The 18,668-nt window shown below is 51.7% G+C and carries 22 protein-coding genes; 16 read left to right on the top strand and 6 right to left on the bottom strand.

Annotated features, from left to right (window positions below; all coding sequences use genetic code 11):
- Window positions 1–152: 152 nt before the first annotated feature.
- The 10 genes from lpxC to NDA02_RS06040 all read left to right on the top strand — a co-directional run bounded on the left by lpxC (window position 153) and on the right by NDA02_RS06040 (window position 8,854).
- Window positions 153–983, top strand: a complete 831-nt coding sequence (gene lpxC, locus NDA02_RS06085) for a UDP-3-O-acyl-N-acetylglucosamine deacetylase (RefSeq protein ID WP_190791441.1) — start codon at window positions 153–155, stop codon at window positions 981–983.
- Between the two features lie 68 nt (window positions 984–1,051).
- Window positions 1,052–1,573, top strand: coding sequence for a 3-hydroxyacyl-ACP dehydratase FabZ (gene fabZ, locus NDA02_RS06080; RefSeq protein WP_190791420.1), 522 nt, complete (start codon window positions 1,052–1,054; stop codon window positions 1,571–1,573).
- Between the two features lie 96 nt (window positions 1,574–1,669).
- Window positions 1,670–2,497, top strand: coding sequence for an acyl-ACP--UDP-N-acetylglucosamine O-acyltransferase (lpxA, locus tag NDA02_RS06075; protein WP_190791421.1), 828 nt, complete (start codon window positions 1,670–1,672; stop codon window positions 2,495–2,497).
- On the top strand, window positions 2,490–3,683 hold the full coding sequence (gene lpxB / locus NDA02_RS06070) for a lipid-A-disaccharide synthase (protein ID WP_190791422.1): 1,194 nt from the start codon (window positions 2,490–2,492) through the stop codon (window positions 3,681–3,683). Before lpxA ends, lpxB begins: the two co-directional genes overlap by 8 nt.
- Before the next feature lie 18 nt (window positions 3,684–3,701).
- Window positions 3,702–4,283: an HAD family hydrolase gene (locus NDA02_RS06065; protein ID WP_190791423.1), complete on the top strand. Its 582-nt coding sequence runs from the start codon at window positions 3,702–3,704 to the stop codon at window positions 4,281–4,283.
- Between the two features lie 88 nt (window positions 4,284–4,371).
- Entirely contained in the window at window positions 4,372–5,364 is a 993-nt protein-coding gene (locus tag NDA02_RS06060) for a pentapeptide repeat-containing protein (RefSeq protein ID WP_190791424.1), read from the top strand.
- Between the two features lie 131 nt (window positions 5,365–5,495).
- The gene (locus NDA02_RS06055; protein ID WP_199296483.1) at window positions 5,496–6,473 is read left to right on the top strand and encodes a tetratricopeptide repeat protein; all 978 of its coding nucleotides are present in this window, start codon (window positions 5,496–5,498) and stop codon (window positions 6,471–6,473) included.
- 107 nt (window positions 6,474–6,580) lie between these two features.
- On the top strand, window positions 6,581–7,096 hold the full coding sequence (locus NDA02_RS06050; protein ID WP_190791425.1) for a pentapeptide repeat-containing protein: 516 nt from the start codon (window positions 6,581–6,583) through the stop codon (window positions 7,094–7,096).
- A gap of 12 nt (window positions 7,097–7,108) precedes the next feature.
- Entirely contained in the window at window positions 7,109–8,248 is a 1,140-nt protein-coding gene (locus tag NDA02_RS06045) for a 5-(carboxyamino)imidazole ribonucleotide synthase (RefSeq protein WP_347277857.1), read from the top strand.
- A 60-nt stretch (window positions 8,249–8,308) separates the two neighbouring features.
- The gene (locus NDA02_RS06040; protein WP_190791426.1) at window positions 8,309–8,854 is read left to right on the top strand and encodes a superoxide dismutase family protein; all 546 of its coding nucleotides are present in this window, start codon (window positions 8,309–8,311) and stop codon (window positions 8,852–8,854) included.
- On the opposite strand, the gene NDA02_RS06035 is transcribed toward NDA02_RS06040, so the two are convergent.
- On the bottom strand, window positions 8,851–9,669 hold the full coding sequence (locus tag NDA02_RS06035; RefSeq protein WP_190791427.1) for an undecaprenyl-diphosphate phosphatase: 819 nt from the start codon (window positions 9,667–9,669) through the stop codon (window positions 8,851–8,853). The genes NDA02_RS06040 and NDA02_RS06035 overlap by 4 nt on opposite strands.
- A gap of 352 nt (window positions 9,670–10,021) precedes the next feature.
- Between NDA02_RS06035 and NDA02_RS06030 the strand changes: the two genes are divergently transcribed.
- Together NDA02_RS06030 and NDA02_RS06025 are read left to right on the top strand one after the other, a co-directional pair.
- Window positions 10,022–10,684, top strand: a complete 663-nt coding sequence (locus NDA02_RS06030; RefSeq protein ID WP_347277858.1) for a DUF3120 domain-containing protein — start codon at window positions 10,022–10,024, stop codon at window positions 10,682–10,684.
- A gap of 215 nt (window positions 10,685–10,899) precedes the next feature.
- The gene (locus tag NDA02_RS06025; RefSeq protein WP_190791428.1) at window positions 10,900–11,946 is read left to right on the top strand and encodes an adenylate/guanylate cyclase domain-containing protein; all 1,047 of its coding nucleotides are present in this window, start codon (window positions 10,900–10,902) and stop codon (window positions 11,944–11,946) included.
- A 215-nt stretch (window positions 11,947–12,161) separates the two neighbouring features.
- Here the strand turns inward: NDA02_RS06025 and rpmA are convergent, their stop codons facing one another.
- Together rpmA and rplU are read right to left on the bottom strand one after the other, a co-directional pair.
- The gene (rpmA, locus tag NDA02_RS06020) at window positions 12,162–12,449 is read right to left on the bottom strand and encodes a 50S ribosomal protein L27 (RefSeq protein WP_190791429.1); all 288 of its coding nucleotides are present in this window, start codon (window positions 12,447–12,449) and stop codon (window positions 12,162–12,164) included.
- Between the two features lie 94 nt (window positions 12,450–12,543).
- Entirely contained in the window at window positions 12,544–12,939 is a 396-nt protein-coding gene (gene rplU, locus NDA02_RS06015; RefSeq protein WP_190791430.1) for a 50S ribosomal protein L21, read from the bottom strand.
- On the opposite strand from rplU, the gene NDA02_RS06010 reads away from it, so the two are divergent.
- Window positions 12,938–13,087: a hypothetical protein gene (locus NDA02_RS06010; protein WP_190791431.1), complete on the top strand. Its 150-nt coding sequence runs from the start codon at window positions 12,938–12,940 to the stop codon at window positions 13,085–13,087. The two genes, rplU and NDA02_RS06010, sit on opposite strands and share 2 nt — an antisense overlap.
- Before the next feature lie 75 nt (window positions 13,088–13,162).
- Here the strand turns inward: NDA02_RS06010 and NDA02_RS06005 are convergent, their stop codons facing one another.
- A complete protein-coding gene (locus tag NDA02_RS06005; protein ID WP_190791432.1) occupies window positions 13,163–13,606 on the bottom strand; it encodes an Rrf2 family transcriptional regulator in 444 nt (147 codons plus the stop codon).
- 609 nt (window positions 13,607–14,215) lie between these two features.
- Between NDA02_RS06005 and NDA02_RS06000 the strand changes: the two genes are divergently transcribed.
- Window positions 14,216–14,605, top strand: coding sequence for an AbrB family transcriptional regulator (locus NDA02_RS06000; protein WP_190791433.1), 390 nt, complete (start codon window positions 14,216–14,218; stop codon window positions 14,603–14,605).
- Window positions 14,606–15,088: 483 nt separating this feature from the next.
- Here the strand turns inward: NDA02_RS06000 and NDA02_RS05995 are convergent, their stop codons facing one another.
- Window positions 15,089–15,238, bottom strand: coding sequence for a hypothetical protein (locus tag NDA02_RS05995; protein WP_206755058.1), 150 nt, complete (start codon window positions 15,236–15,238; stop codon window positions 15,089–15,091).
- Window positions 15,239–15,403: 165 nt separating this feature from the next.
- Here NDA02_RS05995 and NDA02_RS05990 point away from each other — a divergent pair, with 165 nt between their 5' ends.
- A complete protein-coding gene (locus NDA02_RS05990) occupies window positions 15,404–16,741 on the top strand; it encodes a TIGR03279 family radical SAM protein (RefSeq protein ID WP_190791434.1) in 1,338 nt (445 codons plus the stop codon).
- Window positions 16,742–16,798: 57 nt separating this feature from the next.
- Here the strand turns inward: NDA02_RS05990 and NDA02_RS05985 are convergent, their stop codons facing one another.
- Window positions 16,799–18,037 carry a PrsW family glutamic-type intramembrane protease gene (locus tag NDA02_RS05985; RefSeq protein WP_190791435.1) on the bottom strand — a complete coding sequence of 413 codons (1,239 nt, stop codon included), beginning with the start codon at window positions 18,035–18,037 and terminating at the stop codon, window positions 16,799–16,801.
- A 266-nt stretch (window positions 18,038–18,303) separates the two neighbouring features.
- Between NDA02_RS05985 and NDA02_RS05980 the strand changes: the two genes are divergently transcribed.
- Window positions 18,304–18,648: a hypothetical protein gene (locus NDA02_RS05980; RefSeq protein WP_190791436.1), complete on the top strand. Its 345-nt coding sequence runs from the start codon at window positions 18,304–18,306 to the stop codon at window positions 18,646–18,648.
- Window positions 18,649–18,668 lie beyond the last annotated feature (20 nt).

The following is an 18,668-nucleotide window of genomic DNA, read 5'->3' as shown; positions in this document are numbered from 1 at the left end:
CTTCACAGCCGCCAACTATTCTAAAAAATCTGCCATTTTCCGTTTCGAGCCATTTCTCTGCATCAGCCTGATTTATTGCTGTATTGCTTAACTACATGCTTGAAGCCTCCACGTCTCGTTTATCTTCCGGTTTTCCTGCTTCACCAGGTCAGGTGTTTCAGCACACGCTGGCACGCTCGTTTGAGCGAGTTGGGATTGGTCTGCATTCGGGAAATTCGGTTTGCCTGCGGGTGTTGCCTGCCCTACCCGGATCTGGACGCTGCTTTGTGCGAGTTGATCTGCCCGATCGCCCCACGGTTCCCGCCCGAATCGATTGCGTGGGACAAACGCTGCTCTCAACCGAACTGGAAAGCGGTACAGCAACCGTGCGAACCGTAGAACATCTGCTGGCAGCTCTTAGCGGCATGGGGATTGATAATGCCCGGATTGAGCTAGACGCGGCGGAAGTGCCCTTGCTGGATGGTTCGGCTTTGCCCTGGGTAGAGGCGATCGAGCAAGCCGGAATCATGGCTCAGGAGGCGGAGCGTCCCCAATCGGTGCTGACCGAGCCAGTTACCTTGAGTCAGGGCGATGCCTTTATCTCAGCATTTCCGGCAAATGAGCTGCGGTTTACCTACGGCATTGATTTTGATTTGCCTGCGATCGGTAATCAGTGGCAAAGTTGGTCGCCCGATCGCGAAAGTTTCCGGGAGGCGATCGCTCCGGCACGAACCTTTGGGATTGCAGAGCAGATCGACTCCCTCAGACAGCAGGGACTCATCAAAGGTGGTAGTCTTGACAATGCTCTGGTTTGCAGCCGAGACGGATGGGTCAATCCTCCATTAAGATTTTCAAATGAGCCAGTCCGTCATAAACTTTTAGATTTAGTAGGAGATTTGAGTTTGCTGGGAACTTTCCCCCGCGCTCATATCCTTGCCTACAAAGCCAGCCACCAGTTACACACTCAGTTTGCTGCCCGTCTGGCTGCTCTTTTGTTTGCTTAACCTGTTTGCCAACCGATTGTTGACTGGGGCGTTTCACCCTTCTTGCCGTCTTACACCTGGATTGACTCATGGCTATTTTGACTGACGACCCGACGAATACCGCTCATCTCACTGCGGAAGCTGAAGCTAACTCTAACAACACCCCGGCTGCGCGTGCCACGCTATCGATCGAAGAAATTCACCAGCTTTTGCCGCATCGCTATCCTTTCTCGCTAGTCGATCGCATTATTCAGTATGTTCCTGGTAAGTCGGCGATCGGCATTAAAAATGTCAGCTTTAACGAGCCGCACTTTCAGGGGCATTTTCCAGGTAAGCCGATTATGCCGGGTGTGTTGATTGTGGAAGCGATGGCGCAGGTGGGCGGAGTGGTGCTGACTCAGATGCCCGATCTGCCCGAAGGGCTGTTTATGTTTGCCGGAATCGATAAGGTTCGGTTTCGTCGTCCGGTGGTTCCCGGCGATCAACTTGTGATGACTGTGGAACTGCTGCGGGTCAAGCATCGTCGTTTTGGTTGGATGCAGGGTCGTGCCGAAGTCGATGGGCAGCTTGCCGCTGAAGGGGAACTAATGTTTTCTCTGGTTGACCTTTAAGTTTGACCTTGAAGTCAATTCTTTCGCCTTCAATCCTGAACGTCGAGTCACGGCTTTCTCCTGCATCTTCCAATCCCTACCCTCTGCTCAAAACCCTTGACTACTCTGATTCATCCGACTGCTGTGATTCATCCCCGCGCCGAACTCCATCCCACGGTGCAGGTCGGGGCTTATGCGGTAATTGGCGAACGGGTACGGATTGGGGCAGGTACGATCGTCAGTCATCACGCCGTGATCGACGGCGAAACCGAGATCGGCGAACGCAACAAAATCTTCCCCGGTGCGGCGATTGGCTTAGAACCGCAAGATTTGAAATACGACGGCTCGCTGAATCGGGTCACGATCGGCAATGACAATGTGATTCGCGAGTACGTCACCATCAATCAGGCAACGCTGGCAGGCGAAGCGACAGTTATCGGCAATCAAAATTTGCTGATGGCGTATGCCCATGTAGGTCACAACTGCGTGATCGGCGATCAGGTAATCATTGCCAATAGCGTTGCCCTTTCCGGTCACGTCCATATCGAATCCCAGGCACGAATCAGCGGTGTGCTGGGGGTGCATCAGTTTGTCCACATTGGACGGCTGGCAATGGTGGGCGGCATGAGTCGAATTCATCGCGACGTGCCTCCTTTTATGCTGGTTGAGGGCAATCCGGCACGAGTCCGATCGCTCAACAAAGTCGGGCTCCAGCGCGCGGGCTTTGCTGATTTAGATGGCGGCAAAACGATGCAGTCCCTCAAAAAAGCTTTCCGTACGCTTTATCGATCGGGCTTGCCCTTTACCCAAGCGCTCGAACAGCTTGATTTATTGCCAGATCATGAGGCGATCGAGCATCTGCGGCAGTTTTTGCGGCTGAGTCATTCGCTGGGGCGGCGGGGCTCGCTGCCGGGGAAGGCAATGCAGAGACGCGAGGATGATTAGAACCAAACGGCGAATTTTTATCAGTACAGGTGAAGTATCGGGCGACTTGCAAGGTGCGCTGCTAGTCGAAGCTTTGTATCGTCAGGCAGAATCCGCCGGAATTGATCTGGAAATTGTCGCGACCGGGGGCGATCGCATGGCCCAGGCAGGGGCGAAACTGCTGGCGGATACCAGTGCGATCGGCTCGATCGGCATTCTAGAATCAGTGCAATACGTGCTGCCGACGATTCGGGCGCAGCGACAGGTGAAAAGATGGCTACGCCAGAATCCGCCTGATCTGGTGGTGATGATTGACTATTTTGGTCCTAATATCGGTATCGGCAATTTTACGCGCCGCTTTTTTCCGTCTGTGCCCACGGTTTACTACATCGCACCGCAGGAGTGGGTCTGGTCGATGAGTTCGGCAAACACCCAGCGGATCGTGCGAGCCACCGATCGCCTGCTGGCAATTTTTCCGGCGGAGGCAGACTACTACCGGAAATGGGGCAGCGAGGTCGCCTGGATCGGGCATCCCCTGATCGATCGAATGCAAAATGCGCCCAGTCGTTCAGAAGCAAGAACGATACTGAACCTGGATCCAGAGGCTACGGTGATTTCCCTAATTCCTGCCTCTCGTCGTCAGGAAATTCAGTACATTCTGCCTGTGATGTTTGAGGCGGCGCGTCAACTCCAGGAAAAACTTCAGGCAAAACTGCCCCAGGTTGAGTTTTTGATTCCCCTGTCGCTGGAAACCTACCGGGAGGCGATCGAGCAGTCAATCCAATCTTACGGACTTCGGGCACGGCTGGTCGCGGATCAAACCCAGGCAGTGCTGGCGGCTTCGGATCTGGCAATTACCAAATCGGGCACGGTGAACCTGGAGCTGGCTTTGCTGAATGTGCCGCAGGTAGTAATGTATCGGCTCAATCCCATGACTGCCTGGATTGCTGAGAATTTGCTCAAATACGCCGCCCCCTTTATCTCTCCGGTGAATCTGGTGCTGATGCAGCCGATCGTCCCCGAACTGCTCCAGCGGCAGGCAACCCCCGATTGCATTGTGGCGGAATCGCTGGAATTTTTGCTGAACCCCGATCGCCGCAGTCAGATTCTCGCGGACTATGGGCGAATGCGGCAGCAATTGGGCGAGGTGGGCGTGAGCGATCGGGCAGCGCGGGAAATTTTGGATTTGCTTCCCGGAATGGAATAAGGGCAGGAATATGGCTCTATGACTCGACCTGCCGTATTTCTCGATCGCGACGGAGTGCTGAACGAAGAAGCAGGCTATTTGTATCGCGTTGAGGATTTGCGCCTGATTCAGGGAGTAGCGGCAGCCGTGCGGCGGTTAAACGATCGCCAGATTTTTTGCTGTCTCGTCTCCAATCAATCGGGTCCGGCGCGGGGCTATTATTCAGATTCCCACGTCGAGGCACTGCACGATCGCCTGGCGCATTTGCTGCATGTTGAAGCGGGCGCAAAGCTCGATGCGGTTTACTTTTGTCCCACGCTCAGCCCCCCCGAAGGCGGAATTGTATCTCCGTTCGATCGCTGGTCAACCTGGCGCAAACCCAATACGGGAATGCTGGTGGCGGCTGCCTGGACGCATGATCTAGACTTAAGCCGCAGTTTTATGATTGGTGACAAAGCAACGGATATCGATCTGGCTCACAACGCAGGCTGTACTGGGATTCTTGTTCAGACGGGATTTGGCGATCGAGTCTTGACGGGAACTTATCAGCATCTGACCCAGCCTGACTATGTAGCGGCTGATTTGTCTGAGGCGATCGACTGGATTTTGTCTCAAATTTAATCCAGTAGACTACAATTCAGTTCGTTTCCTGGCATCGTCGCTGATCAACGTTCGGTACAAATCGCTACCCACTCACGGTTAAATCCTCATGGCAGCCCGCACGATCGACAAACGAGATATCAGAGCCTTTTCGATTCTGGGCATTTTCTTTCTGCTGCTTGCCAGTTTGATTGGAATGGCAGTCTCTCGCGAAGCCGCACGGGATTACCGAATTCGAGCGCTGCTGAAGGATCGATCGTGCCCCAAGTGCGATCTGGACGGAGCCGATTTGGAACAGGCAGACCTGCAAACGGTCAATCTCGAAGATGCGACGCTGCGGGATGCCGACCTGAGGCGATCAAACCTGCAAAACGGGACGCTGACGCGATCGATTTTGAGTGAGGCAGATTTGACTAAAGCCAATTTAAGCGGGGCAGTGCTGAGCGAAGCCATCCTCAACAGTGTGCTGCTCAAGGAAGCCAATCTAACCGGGGCAAACCTGAGCCTGGCTTACCTGGGCGACAGCAACCTCAGCAAAGCCAATCTGCGGGATGCTAACCTGCGGGGTGCCAATTTGGTGCGGGCGAATCTCAAAGAAGCCAACTTGCAGGACACGACCCTGAGCGAAGTCAATCTCAATCGAGCCGAGCTGCAAGAAGCCGATCTGCGCCGTGCCGATCTGGGCAGTGCCGATTTGCGAAATGCCAACCTCAAGGCTGCGAATCTGGTGCGGGCGAACCTTCCCAGAGCTGATTTAACGCGGGCAGGACTAATCAAGGTGAATTTGCGCGATGCCAACCTGGGCAGTGCCAATCTAACGAATGCCAATCTTAGCAATGCCGACTTGGGCGAAGCGTATCTGGCAGAAGCCGATCTCAGTAACGCCGACTTATCGGGGGCAAATTTAGAAGGAGCAAATCTTGCCAGGGTCAACCTGAACGGAGCGAATCTGAGCGGGGTGAACTTGAATGGCGTTAATTTGCGGCGTGCCGATCTCAGCGGTGTCAATTTGCAGGGCGTCAGCCTTGATACGGTCAAACTTTGCCGCACCACCCTGCCCGATGGATCGATCGCCAATCGCGACTGCTCTCAGCAATCCTGAACCTTTCTTTCCTTCACCGTCTCTTCCCGTTTCTAATCAATTTCTGAATTAATTTCTGATCAATTGTTCTGTTGAATCATTTGAATCATTTGAATTATTCTGGTCAATCTTAAAGTGCAGGCAAATTCTCTATGAATCGGCGTTGGCAAGCTCCTCTCTTCCTTTCCGCTTCAGCAACCCCCCAAAGCAAGCGCATTCGATCGCCGCGCAGACGTCCTACCAGTTCAGGGGCAGCGGTGCTGGGTGCAATTCTCCTGAGTTTTTTCCCTGCGATGGGGCTGACGCAATCCCTGCCGACGCTCAGCATTGATAATCAGTCCGGCGCAGCCATGACCCCCGAAGGGCAGCTTAATCTGGGGTTGCAATATATCCAGCAGGGACAGGTCGATCAGGCGATCGCAGCGTTCCGGCAGTCTGTCACCCTTGATCCTCGCTTTGCCGCGTCTTATTACAATTTGGGGCTTGCTTATCGGCAAAAAGGACTGCTTCAGGATGCAGCAAACGCTTTTTACCAGGCGATCCAGGTAGATCCAGCACTGTCGCTTGCCTATGCTAATTTAGGCGCGGCTCTGCTAGAAGGCAACAATTTTCCCCTGGCGCAGCAGTATTTGCAGCGATCGCTTCAGCTTGACCCGAATCTGGGCTTGGCGCACTACAATCTGGGCTTGGTGCTGCGGCAGCAGGGCAACAGTCAGGCAGCAATGCCCTATTTTCAGCAGGCAGTTCGACTCAGCCCCAATGCGCCAGAGCCATCTTACTATTTGGGATTAATTTACCTCCAGCAGGGACGCACCCCCGACGCGCTAAAAGCGTTTCAGCAGGCGATCGCGCTCAATCCCCGCTATCCTGAAGCGCAGTACAGCCTGGGATCAATTCTGTATCAGCAGGGCAAATTGAATGACGCGCTCAACGCCTTCCGGCGATCAGCAGAGGCAAACCCCAACTATCCCAATGCCTACTACGGAGCGGGGTTAGTTTTTCTGCGGCAGGGTAATTATGCCGACGCACGGCGGGTATTGCAGTACGCCACCGATTTATTCTCGATGCAGGGTAATCGCCAATGGGCAAACAGTGCGGCTCAGCTTTTACAGCAGGCACAGCGTCGCTAGAATATTGCCAGGACAGAACCAGCGCAAAAGAAAATTTCCCTTTAACCGATCGGCTAAAATTCGATCGCGCTATCTGTCAAGATAGAAAAATTGATTCCCGAAACTTTATGTGGCAATTACCCCTGCGGGGAACGGCGAAGCGATTAATTTCTGCTCTGCTGACGTTTGTAATGACGCTCATGCTCTGGTGTTCTCCTGCCCGGGCAGACTGGACAGCACCGCAGTCATTTAGCAATGCTCAGCTCAAAGGGCGCGACTTTTCCGGGCAAGAGCTTCAGGGGTCAGAATTCTCGAATGCCAACCTGGAGCAGACCAATTTTGAAGACGCAGACGTGCGAGGCGCGGTCTTTAGTGCTTCGACCATGACAAAGGCAAACCTGCGGGGGGCAGACCTGACCAATGCAATGGCAGATCAGGTGAATTTCAAAGGGGCATCTTTACGGGAAGCCGTATTAGTCGAATCGATTTTGCTGCGATCGATCTTGGAGGACGTAGACATTACTGGAGCAGACTTTACCAATGCCATTCTGGACAGGGCGCAAGTTAAAGCTCTGTGTGAGTCCGCAAGCGGCATTAATCCAAAAACGGGAGTGATGACCCGCGAATCTTTAGGCTGTCGCTAGTAGGAAAAATCTGTGAATCAGCCCATAAATCAGCGGATCGGCATTATCGGCGGCGGACAATTGGCATGGATGATGGCAGATGCCGCTCAACGACTTAATCTCGCGCTGGCAATTCAAACTCCCAGTCCGTCTGATCCTGCCGTGTCGATCGCCGCTCACACCGTTTTTGCCCCGATCGCTGATGCTGCTGCAACTGCAAAACTGGCAGAGTTTAGCGACGTGATCACCTTTGAAAACGAATTTGTTGATTTAGAGGCACTGCGTTCTCTCAGTCAGGTGCGGTTCTTTCCCAGCCTCGACTCCCTTGCCCCCCTCCTGGACAAATATGAGCAGCGATGCTTTTTGCGCGATCGGGGTCTTCCCACGCCCGCCTTTGCCGCCTTTGATCCTGCCCAATTGCCCGATGCCTACCCCGTAGTTCTCAAGTCCCGACGACTGGGCTATGACGGACAGGGCACGTTTATCTGCCGCGATCGAGCTGTCCTAGAAGCTGTCCTGCAAAAAATTTCGGTTGCCAATCCGCTGTCTCACTGGGTGCTGGAGGAATTTGTGCCCTTCGATCGCGAGTTGGCAGTCATGGTGGCTCGATCGCAAACTGGGGAAATTGTTGTCTATCCCGTGGTGGAAACCCAGCAGGAAAATCAGGTCTGTCAGCGCGTGATTGTCACACCCGAGTTTGATTTATCCGTTGTGGAGCAGGTGGAATCGATCGCCCGATCGCTGTTGAAGGCACTGAACTACGTGGGCATAATGGGCATTGAGTTTTTTCTAACGCAGGACGGTAAAGTGCTGGTGAATGAAACGGCTCCCCGCACCCACAATTCAGGGCACTATTCGCTGGATGCCTGCATCACCTCGCAGTTTGAGCAGCAGCTTCGCACAGTTGGCGGTTTGCCCCTTGGAAGTCCTGCTCTGACCGTGAATGGAGCGGTAATGGTGAATTTGCTGGGCTACGAAACGGCAGCGTCAGATTACTTGGAAAAACGGCAGCAGATCGCTCAAATTCCCCGATCGCACCTTTATTGGTACGGCAAATCGCAATCGCGCCCTGGTCGAAAATTAGGTCACGTCACGGTTTTGCTCGATGAAGGCAATCGCGATCGTGCCTTGCAAGTTGCCCGACAGGTAGAGTCGATCTGGTATCCCGGTTGAAAACCTGCGACAGCTCATCGACAATAGGTTCACCAATCTAAAAATAGGATTGAAGAACCGATGGCAAATTTAATTTGGAGATGGATAACCAGACTGGGAACCGTTCTGCTGCTAATGATGACGCTGGCTTGCAACCAGCAGCCGACCCCGAACGCAGGCACAGCGCAGGCAATTCTTCAGGGTACAAGCGATCCCGCAACCGTTGCGGGCGTTGTGAACTTTAAGGAAACCGATGCCGGACTGGAAATTGAAGCAAACCTGACTCAGGCTCCTGACGGCATACACGGCTTTCACGTCCATGAGTCTGGGAGCTGTGCAGACGAAGGAAATGCTGCCGGGGGACATTACAATCCCGACAACGTTAAGCATGGATTACTGGTTCGGGATGGCTTTGCCAATGCCCATGCTGGGGATCTGGGCAACGTTGAAATCAGTCAGGGTCGGGCAACCTACCGCGCCACGCTGCCCGGACTCACCCTCAGCAACGGAGACTACCCAATCGCCGGACGAGCCGTAATCCTGCACGAAAAAGCCGACGATTTTGGACAGCCGACGGGCAATGCAGGCGGTAGAATCGGCTGCGGCACGATTACCCCCACAACCTAACGCTGCAACACGTCAGCAGCAACCGAGAGCAGCAAAACTGCACCAAACGCCAGACGATACCAGACAAACACCCAGGTATTCTTATTCTGCAAATACCGCAGTAACCAGGCGATCGCCAGGTAGGAAAAGATAAACGTCGAGACAATGCCGACAAGCAACGCCAGCAAACTGTCCAGACTGCCAAACGCTTTTCTTGCCTGAAACAGAGTCGCGATCGCCAGCGTCGGAATACCCAGCAGAAAAGAAAACCGTGCTGCCGTCTGGCGTTCTAATCCCAAAAAAAGAGCGGTTGTGAGCGTTGACCCCGATCGCGAAGCCCCTGGAATCAGCGCGATCATCTGCCCTAAGCCCACCAGAATGCCATCTCGCGTTTGCAGGTCGTCAAAGCCGCGCTTCCGGCTACCCACTTTCTCAGCAAAACCCAGCAGCAACGCCATCACGATCGACGTAATTGCGATCACAACCGCGCTTTCCGGCACAATATCTTTAACCGCATAGCCGACTGCCAGCGCGGGAATTGTCCCGATCGCAATACCCACCAGCAACTTCCATTCTTCCCGCCCCCAGTCTTTCTGCTGAAATGCCTGCCATGCGCCCGACAGGATTTTCTGAATATCTTTCCAGAAGTAGAAAGTGACCGCGATCACGCTGCCAAACTGAATTGCATCGACAAAATACTTTTGTCCGAGGGCAGTCCAACCAAATAACTGCGTCACAATTAATAAATGGGCAGTGCTGCTGATGGGTAGGAATTCGGTAATTCCCTGCACAAGACCCAAAACCACGGCTTGAAAAAGTTCTTGAATTAGTTCCACAACAGTTCTCTCGTATCAGTTCTGACGTACCGGACAGCTCCGGACAGCTATAGACAAGCAAAAGCAGCAATCAAAAGCGGTACAAGAACAGTTCTGTTCTCGTTCAGCTTACAGGCTTCCTGGTACTTATGCTGCCTTGCGCGATCGTCTTCAGCAAAATTTTAGGTCAGCCTAAAAATCCGAAGGGCAATCGCAAAATTATCTTCACGCGGATGCCCCCCAGGGGGATAAATTTGTGATATGTTAAAAAAGTTGAACTAAAAGATTAGAAAAGCCGTTGTCCCCCTTGTCTTCAAGAAAGCTGTATTCCCTGTCGAGTCCGCTTGAGTCTGCCGGACTGGAAGAACTCCCAATTTCAATTCCGCTCATTGAGCGGCTGCCCTTAACCTGGCGATTCCTGCTGGCTTCTGCCTTCCTGGTGTCGATCCCGGTGTTTTTTCAGGCTCCCTTGGTGCGATCGGCTCCCTGGTTGAGTTTGGTAATGACGGGCGGCTGGTTCTGGCTCAGTGCATGGCTGCGATCGCGTCCCCGGTCAGCGGAATGGGGGGATCTGCTCATGGGCTTTACCTGGACATGGCTAGCAGGTTCGATCTACTGGGGTTGGCTGCGATGGGAGCCGTTGCTGCATTTGCCAGTCGAATCCGTCGGGCTGCCTTTTGCGATCGCAGGTTTACGGCGCGGGCAAGACCGCATTGGTAACTGGTTTTATCTAGGGTCGCTGTTTGGCACTGCCATGACCGATGCCTATTTTTATGCAGTCAACCTGATTCCGCAGTGGCGGCAGCTTGTGCAGGTTGAGCCTCATCTAATGGAGCCCATTTTCCAGAGCGCGATCACTCAAATGCAAACGCCGTGGGGAATAAGTTGGGCGATCGGGTTGGGATCTGTGCTGCTGCTGGTCGGAGGTTTACCGCTGCGGTCACAACAGCTTCACTGGTGGACTTTAGGCGGTGCAGTTTTGAGTACGATTCTGGTAGATGGGCTATTCTGGCTGGCTGCAATCTCCGTACTGTGATGCTCGTGTAGCAAAATAATTCAGGTTTTGCAATAAGTTCGGTATAAACCGATTGTGATTGCTTTGTCTTGCAACTCATCAAACCGATCGCAGAAAAAATATAGTCCTAAATGATAGGTAGGTTAGATTAAAGGGGAAAAATCCTGATCAACGCGGATTATATTTGACGCAAGGCTCTCTATAATTCAAAGGCTGAGAGTCCTGTAGCCGAGCAAATGCGTCAGAATGCGTCACACGGCAACAATACGGTCTGTGAAACTGCTGTGAATGGACAGTCTGTTCCCCATCTAATCCTGCATACAGAGTCGGGAAACCGCTACTTTTCACTTGTTGGGAGCAACTGCTGGAGAGTCGGGCGAGGCGACGACAATAACTTTGTCTTGCCCGATCGCTGGATCTCCCGAAACCACGCGCTGCTTCAGCAAATGGAAACTGGCGATTTTTATCTGATCGATCTGGGCAGTCGCAATGGTTCTTTTGTCAATGGGCGGAGAGTCAGTGTTCCTGTGACGCTGCAAAATGGTGATCGGCTCACGTTTGGGCAAACCGAGCTAGAGTTTTTTGCTCCCAATTCTGATTCCAGTGCCCCAACTCTGGGCAATGACTCTCAAGAATTTACTGCTACCGCTACGCTGCATGTCCGTCGCCTGATTTCCGTGCTGGTTGTAGACATTCGCAACTTTTCAGGCATGACGCGCCAGATTGACGAAAAAGTACTGTCGGAAGTAATTGGAACCTGGTTTCGCTGTGCAGGTGATATTATTCGCGATTATGGAAGCTGGGTCGATAAATATATCGGCGATGCGGTAATGGCAGTTTGGATTCACGGCGCGCAGGGCATCAGTCCGGGTGAAATGATGCGGGTTGCCCATGCCCTCAGTACTCTACACAAAATGACGAGTCAGCTTCACGAAACCTATCCGCTTCCTGCTCCGATTCGCATTGGTGCAGGGCTGAATACCGGATACGCAATGGTCGGCAATACGGGCACAGGCGATCGACCCGACTATACCGCCCTGGGTGACACGGTAAATGCTGCCTTTCGGCTAGAGTCTTCTACAAAGCAAATTGGGATGGATATTGCCTTAGGAGAAACGACCTATCGCTATCTCGTTGAGGCAGGAGTGAAACCCGAAGTCTTTATCCCCAAAACGGTACATCTTAAAGGTTATGATCTGCCAACCCAAACCTATGCCGGGCTCTTCTCGGATCTAGACACTTTCCTGCAATCAACGCAGGTTCAGGACAAGGCACAGGGGTAGACGCTCCGGGAAAAGGGGTTGGGCGATGAGGGGAAGGCTGTTCAATTTATAAATTGAATAAAGGTTCTTGTCATAAAGGTTCATGAAACAAAAAAGGGCAGACCCATGAGCCTACCCTCCAATGTCAAATGTATTCAAGCGGTGAGTATTCAAGCTGTGAAACTGAATTTCAAACTGAAATTTAATTCTCAGAATTAAGCCAGTACAGCCTGGGATTAAACCATTGCCGCTTCAACCGGAGCCGTTGCAGGAGCCGGATAAACGCTAATCTTTTGGCGGCTCTTGCCTTTGCGTTCAAAAGTGACCACGCCATCGACCAGGGCAAACAGCGTGTCGTCGTTGCCGCGCCCAACGTTGACGCCGGGGTGAAACTTCGTGCCCCGTTGCCGTACCAGGATATTGCCAGCACGCACAACCTGACCACCAAAGCGCTTCACGCCCAGCCGTTGAGCATTAGAATCTCGACCGTTACGGGTACTGCCCGTCCCTTTTTTGTGAGCCATCGTTTCCTCGAATGTTGACTAGGGTAGAACTTTGACCAGGATAAATCCTGATTCAGAATGAATGCGAACTGCCTGCGATCGAGTTTAGCCCGAATTATTCGGCGGCTACCGCTTCGGGTGCTGCTTCAGCCTCAGATGCTGCTTGAGCCGCTGCCCTTCCCGCCACGATCGCACCATTTAGCGAGATCGAATTGATCATCAGGCGCGTAATTTCCTGACGGTGTCCCCGCTTTTTGCGAGTCTTTTTCTTAGGCTTCATTTTGTAGATCAGCACCTTCCGTCCGCGAAAATGACGCAGCACCGTTGCCTCTACCGTTGCCCCTGTAACCATTGGCTGCCCGATCGAAATCTCCCCATCGTTTTCGACAAAGAGAACGCGATCGATCGTCACTGCCCCATCTGTATCAACGGCGAGCCGCTCAACATCGTAGAAGCGACCGGGTTCGACCCGAAACTGCTTGCCGCCCGTTTCAATAATTGCGTATGTCATGATATTCCTCAAAGATTGCCGTACAGGTAGCCAGGAGCGCGATCGGTCAGGGTATCAGCCCTCCCTTATCAACACGCTTTACTCAGCATTTTTTACTCAGCATTTTTTGCAGAGCGATCGCCAAGCAGTCCGGGCATTTTGCCGTTAAACCTGGTCCGAGCGATTAAACGCCAAGAGACCATTCTCGCGAATTGAAGTGGGGAGTGTCAAGTTTAAATCGGAATTAAACCACAAAGCTAGCGGATTCGCCCTGAGCTGCCTGCCGACTGCGGGCATCGTAGTACAGGTCTTCGAGGGTAATGCTATAGAGAGCTTCTTTTAATTTGGTGTGAAGTCGCTGCCAGAGGGTAAATGTCACCCAATCTTCTACCTGATTGGCTTCGGGTGTGAGGCGCGGCAGGGGTTCGATCGTTTCACCGACGGCTTCCAGGATATGACCGAGGGAAATTTGGGCGGGAAGACGTGCCAGTTTGTAGCCCCCCTGAGACCCGCGCACCGATTCCACGAGTCCGGCACGCCGCAGCTCAATTAACAGTTTCTCGAGATAGGGAGCGGGAATGTCCTGGCGTTGAGCAATTGCCCGAACAGAAGTGGGCTGATATCGGGGCTGAAAGCTTAAGTCGAGCAGGGCTTTGACGCTGTAGTGTCCGCGAGTGGTGAGCTTCATTCAATCCTTAAATAAGCCATCCTTAATAAAATTCAATTACGAAAAGGCAGCGATCGGATTGCGGCCACTCTATTATCGATCAGGCTGAATGAATCGTTTTTTCGCTTGATTATCAATTGGAAGGGACAGCCCCAAGGAGTTGTCTATTGGAGCGAATCGATGAACTAGGGTGAACGCTGACCCTGCCTATTTAAAACCGAAATTATTGAGGGCGGACAAGCAGCATGATGCTGAGTTCATGAGAAAAAAAGTAATCCGCTTTTTCAGACCTGCGCTATATTGAAACCTTTTAGTTCCTGAGCAGGGTGATCCAGATTTGTAATATGACTCTGTAATGCTAGAACGATCGATCAGGATTAGTAAAGTCAAAATCATTTGAGTCGATCAAAAAGCTTGCATTTTAATACAAATCACATGGAAAAAAGTTGACTGACCACGGTAATATAGATTCAAAAGCTGATGCAAAGCGATAGATGAATGATGACAGAATTATCTATAGCGAGATTATCAGCGAAATTGTATTCCATCGTAGTATCTCACAGGAGTCTCTCATGGCAGTATCTCACTGTGAGGTGCCACCGTTCCTAATCAATGATCCAGCCCAAACGAATGAGTAAAAAGAAAAAGATAGAGCCTTTAACCGGAGAAGCCCTTCTGACGAAGGTTAAAGAACTAGAGCACGTCAGCAAAGAAGAAAAGGCGAAAGAGTGTGGCTATTACACCATTACCAAAAATGGCGTAGAGCGCGTCAACATGATGAAGTTCTACAATGCCCTTCTGGAAGCAAAAGAGATTGAACTCGATGGCAAGCAGGGCAGCAACGGTCGTGGTGGACGCAGTGCCAGCTATCGAATTACGGTTCAGGCAAATGGTAATCTGCTGATTGGGGCTGCCTATACCAAGCAAATGGATTTGAAGCCAGGAGATGAATTTGAAATCTCTCTCGGTCGGAAACACATTCGCTTAAAGCAACTTGAAGGCGAGGATTTCGAGGAATAAAGCCTTGAAGGTTTGATTCTGGAAAACAAAATCTTGCAAAGTTGAGAAGTGTCTGAGGCAAAGCAAATTTGGCAGGAGGGTCGCTTCTGTCAAACCTCATGACACTTTTCTAGCTAATCTTCATCCTGACGGATGAACGCGAAAAGTTTGACAAAATAAGCCTGACAAGATAAGCCCGACAAGGTAATTTGACGAACCGGGAGGCTTTAAAGTATTGAAGCAAAGCCTCTTATTTTGCTGTGAATTTGCTACAGGCAGTGAAAGAGCGGAGACAGACTGGCATTTTTCCGTTTTTAATCTGTCAAATTCCTTAAATTTGACAAAAATCAGGTCAATTAGCACTCAAAGCGTGACGCTAGTAATTGACTCACGGCATTTTTTTAGCTCGGATGTTGCCTTACTCAACAAGCAAGAAAGCATTTGAGCTTGTAGATGTTTCTCACCGTCGTTTTAACTAGGTTTGTAATGCCTGTCTCTACTCAATTAAGCAGCGGCTAGATTTGCGATCGGTAGAATTTTTTGGTGCAAGGTTGGGGCGATCGCAATCAACCGCAGAGATTGACGATGATTGATGGCCTCGGCAAAAAGTTTAATTTTCAGCATGGCATCGGCGTCGCATGGAAGCTGCTGCACTCAGCAACTGATTCAATTCGGGCTGCCCAGAAGCCTCTTTCGCTCTAACCAGAACGCTACTATGAAATAGAGGTCGGAAAAGGTTTGATTGAGGGATTTTGAGTCGATCTAGAACCGAATCTGACGGCTGCTTATTTTTGCTGCTGGTGTAATTTCATAAGATCCATGAGTGAGTCTACGCTGCGTCCTGCTTTGATTACCCGCGTTCTGCCGGAATCGATCGCCGCCGAGGTTGGTTTTGAGCCGGGCGACCGACTGGTGGCAATTAACGGACAGCCGCCGCGCGATTTGATTGATTATCAGTTTCTCTGCGCAGATGAGGTGCTGGAGCTAGAAGTACTGGATGCCAAAGGCAAAGCTCACATCGTTGAGATCGAAAAGGACTATGACGACGATCTGGGACTGGAGTTTGAGTCAGCGCTGTTTGATGGGCTAATTCAGTGTAACAATCGCTGTCCCTTTTGCTTTATTGACCAGCAACCTCCCGGCAAGCGGCAAAGCCTGTATCTGAAAGACGACGACTATCGCCTCAGCTTTCTGTACGGCAGCTATCTGACGCTGACTAATTTGACTTCAAAAGAATGGGATCGGATTGCTCAGATGCGCCTTTCGCCCCTGTTTGTCTCGGTTCATGCCACGGAGCCAGAAGTACGAACCCGACTGCTCAAGAATCCGCGTGCCGGACAATTGCTCGATCAGCTTCGCTGGTTTCAGCAGCATCGGCTGCAAATTCATGCTCAGGTGGTGGTTTGTCCGGGCATCAACGACGGCATGCATCTAGAGCGAACTTTGCACGATCTGGCGCAGTTTCACAAAGGCGAGATTCCCACTGTGGCATCGGCGGCGATCGTCCCCGTTGGCTTAACTCGCTTTCGTCCTGCCGAAGATGAACTTGTGCCCGTCACACCGGAAAAAGCGCGAGAAGTGATTGCTCAGGTACAGCCCTTACAGGCAAAATTCCGTCAGCAGATAGGAACCACCTTTGCCTGGTTAGCCGACGAGTGGTTTTTGATTGGACGCGAGGAACTGCCGCCAGAATCGCATTACGAAGATTACCCGCAGTTAGGGAATGGCGTGGGTTCAATCCAGCAATTTCTAAAGCAGTTTCAGACCGCTGCCAGAAAGCTTCCGCCCCGTGTGCCTACGCCACGCCGCTACACTTGGATTGTGGGAAATGCAGTGGAGTTTGCCTTCCAGCCGATCGTCCAGCGATTGAATCAGGTGGAAGGACTGACGATTGATCTGGTTGCCTTGAATAGCCAGTATTGGGGACAGCAGATCAGCGTGACAGGGCTGATTACCGGACAGGACATTTTAACCGCGCTGCGCGGACGCGACCTCGGGGACGGAATTCTGCTGCCTGCGGTGATGCTGAAGCACGATGACGAGCGCTTTCTGGATGACCTGACCGTGAGCGAACTTTCTCAGGCGTTAAATGTGCCGATCTTGAAGGTGGGGGCGATCGAAGAATTGCTGGTGGTTTGTACGCAAGAGCAGGGTTAGATCAGGTTAGAGGAGTCTCAGGGGTTCTACATTTAGTTTCTACTCTACATTTAGTTTCTACAAGGAGTGGCGCTGCGATCGGGCCTGCTCAATTTGTTCAAGATACTGCATGATTTGGGAACTGCGATCGAGGTAGGCGACAAACAGCAGAATGCTAAAACCTACGACTCCTAAACCGGGCAGTCCGCCGGAAACCGCATTATAAAGTCCGTGCAAAACGGCGGCGATCGTCAAACCCAGTAACAGTAGGGCGGCTCGGCGACTGGGATAACGAGCTGACAGCCCAATAAAATAGCCCACGATGCCCGTCAGCACGGCATGAAAGAGCGGCAGCGACCCAAAGCGAATCGAATGGGTTGCCAGATACATTCCCAGATCAATCTGTCCCCGCGTTAAGCCGATCGCATACTGCACGGCATAGGCTCCACTTTCAGCAACGGCAAACCCCAAGCCAGACATCGCCCCATAAAAAGCGATCGTGGGCGGCTCAGGGAGCCTGCGAGCGTGCAGCAGCGGCAAAAGCAACGGAATTGCCTTGCAAGCTTCCTCTAAAATCCCCACCCCCAGCACAAACCCGATCAAACGACCCGGCAGCCCCTGTTCTGTTACCCCATAGAGCAAGCTAAACGGCGGAATCCGCTGCACTAGCAGCAGCCCGGGAATACTAATAAACACCGTGAATAGAACACACCCGATCGCATAACCCCAGGAAACCCGGCTCGGCTTGATCAGGTGGTAGAACACTAGACCCCAGACGATCGCATAATAAATTGCCGTGAGCCAAGCGGTTTGGGCAAGGCTTACCTGTTTCGCTAGCAGATTGATCATCAACGGCACAAGCCCCAAAAACAGCAACAGCCGTACGATCGCACTTTGATATCGCTCTGGGCGCAACACCTCCCGATAGGGAAACAGAACCGTGAAGGAAAGATTTTTGGGGGGCAGTCTGGGTTCCTCAACACTGGCAGAAACGGGAACGAGTGCCCTGCTCTGAGACTCGGATGGAATAGGAGAAAACTCAGCAATCCAGGTCGGACGATCGTTTCCAGCAAGCTGACAGTAAACTTTAATCTGCTGAAGATGGGGCAAATCTAGCTCGCGAATCTGCTGCTTGACCAGTTCGACAAATGCCTGCTGTTCCAGAGGGCGATCGGCAATGAGCAAAATCTTGAGCAGGCTTGCTCTGGTCAGCACTTTGGCAGTGACTCCGCGTGGCTGAAGGGTCTGGTTTAACCAGAGGGCGATCGCCTGAGGATTTCCCTGTTGTGCGAGGGCGCGGAGGTCAGGCTGCGTCATGCGGGATGCGTAGCAGGGTCAAGTGGTGAGGCATGGGTTAAACCGGGCTGAATTTAAGACTTTCTTCAGAAGGCTTGATTTAGAAGACTTGATTTAGAAGATAAACACTGCATCGGTTGAATTTTTGTAAAAAATAGAGTGAAAGATTGAGATTGAAGATTGACATTTAAAAATGTATCTGAAGAACTAGAAAAACTAAATTTAGCTTTGTTAGAATCACTCAACAATAAAAACAACTTACATCATCTCAAGCAACAGAGGCTCGTATGGAATACACATTCGAGATTATTGGTGTATCTCCAGTTTTATACTTTTTTAATCATCAGCTTCAGAGCCAGGAGAACAGAATTGATCTAACAGAACGCGCAGCTTATTTCGGCTCCTATCACTGTACGCTAGACGCTTTTTTAGAATCTGTCGAATCTCTGCCAATGCGCCAAAACTGGAACCTCGATCGGGTGGTGGACACAGTCGTTCAGTTCTGGCTGAACAACGCAGAGCAGGTCAATCGCTGGAAAAAACGACTCGCCGAGGCAGGCAGTGAAAATTTGCTCGTCGGACGGCTGGCAGATCTGGAGGCGTTGCGATCGGAGTTTGAGTCATTGCTGTAGCTGGATTTCATTCTTGATAA

The sequence above is a fragment of the Leptolyngbya sp. ST-U4 genome (assembly GCF_039962215.1).
GTDB lineage: Bacteria > Cyanobacteriota > Cyanobacteriia > Elainellales > Elainellaceae > Leptolyngbya_A.
The sequence above is the reverse complement of the archived record's forward strand: the minus strand, read 5'-3'. Positions and strand labels throughout refer to the sequence as shown.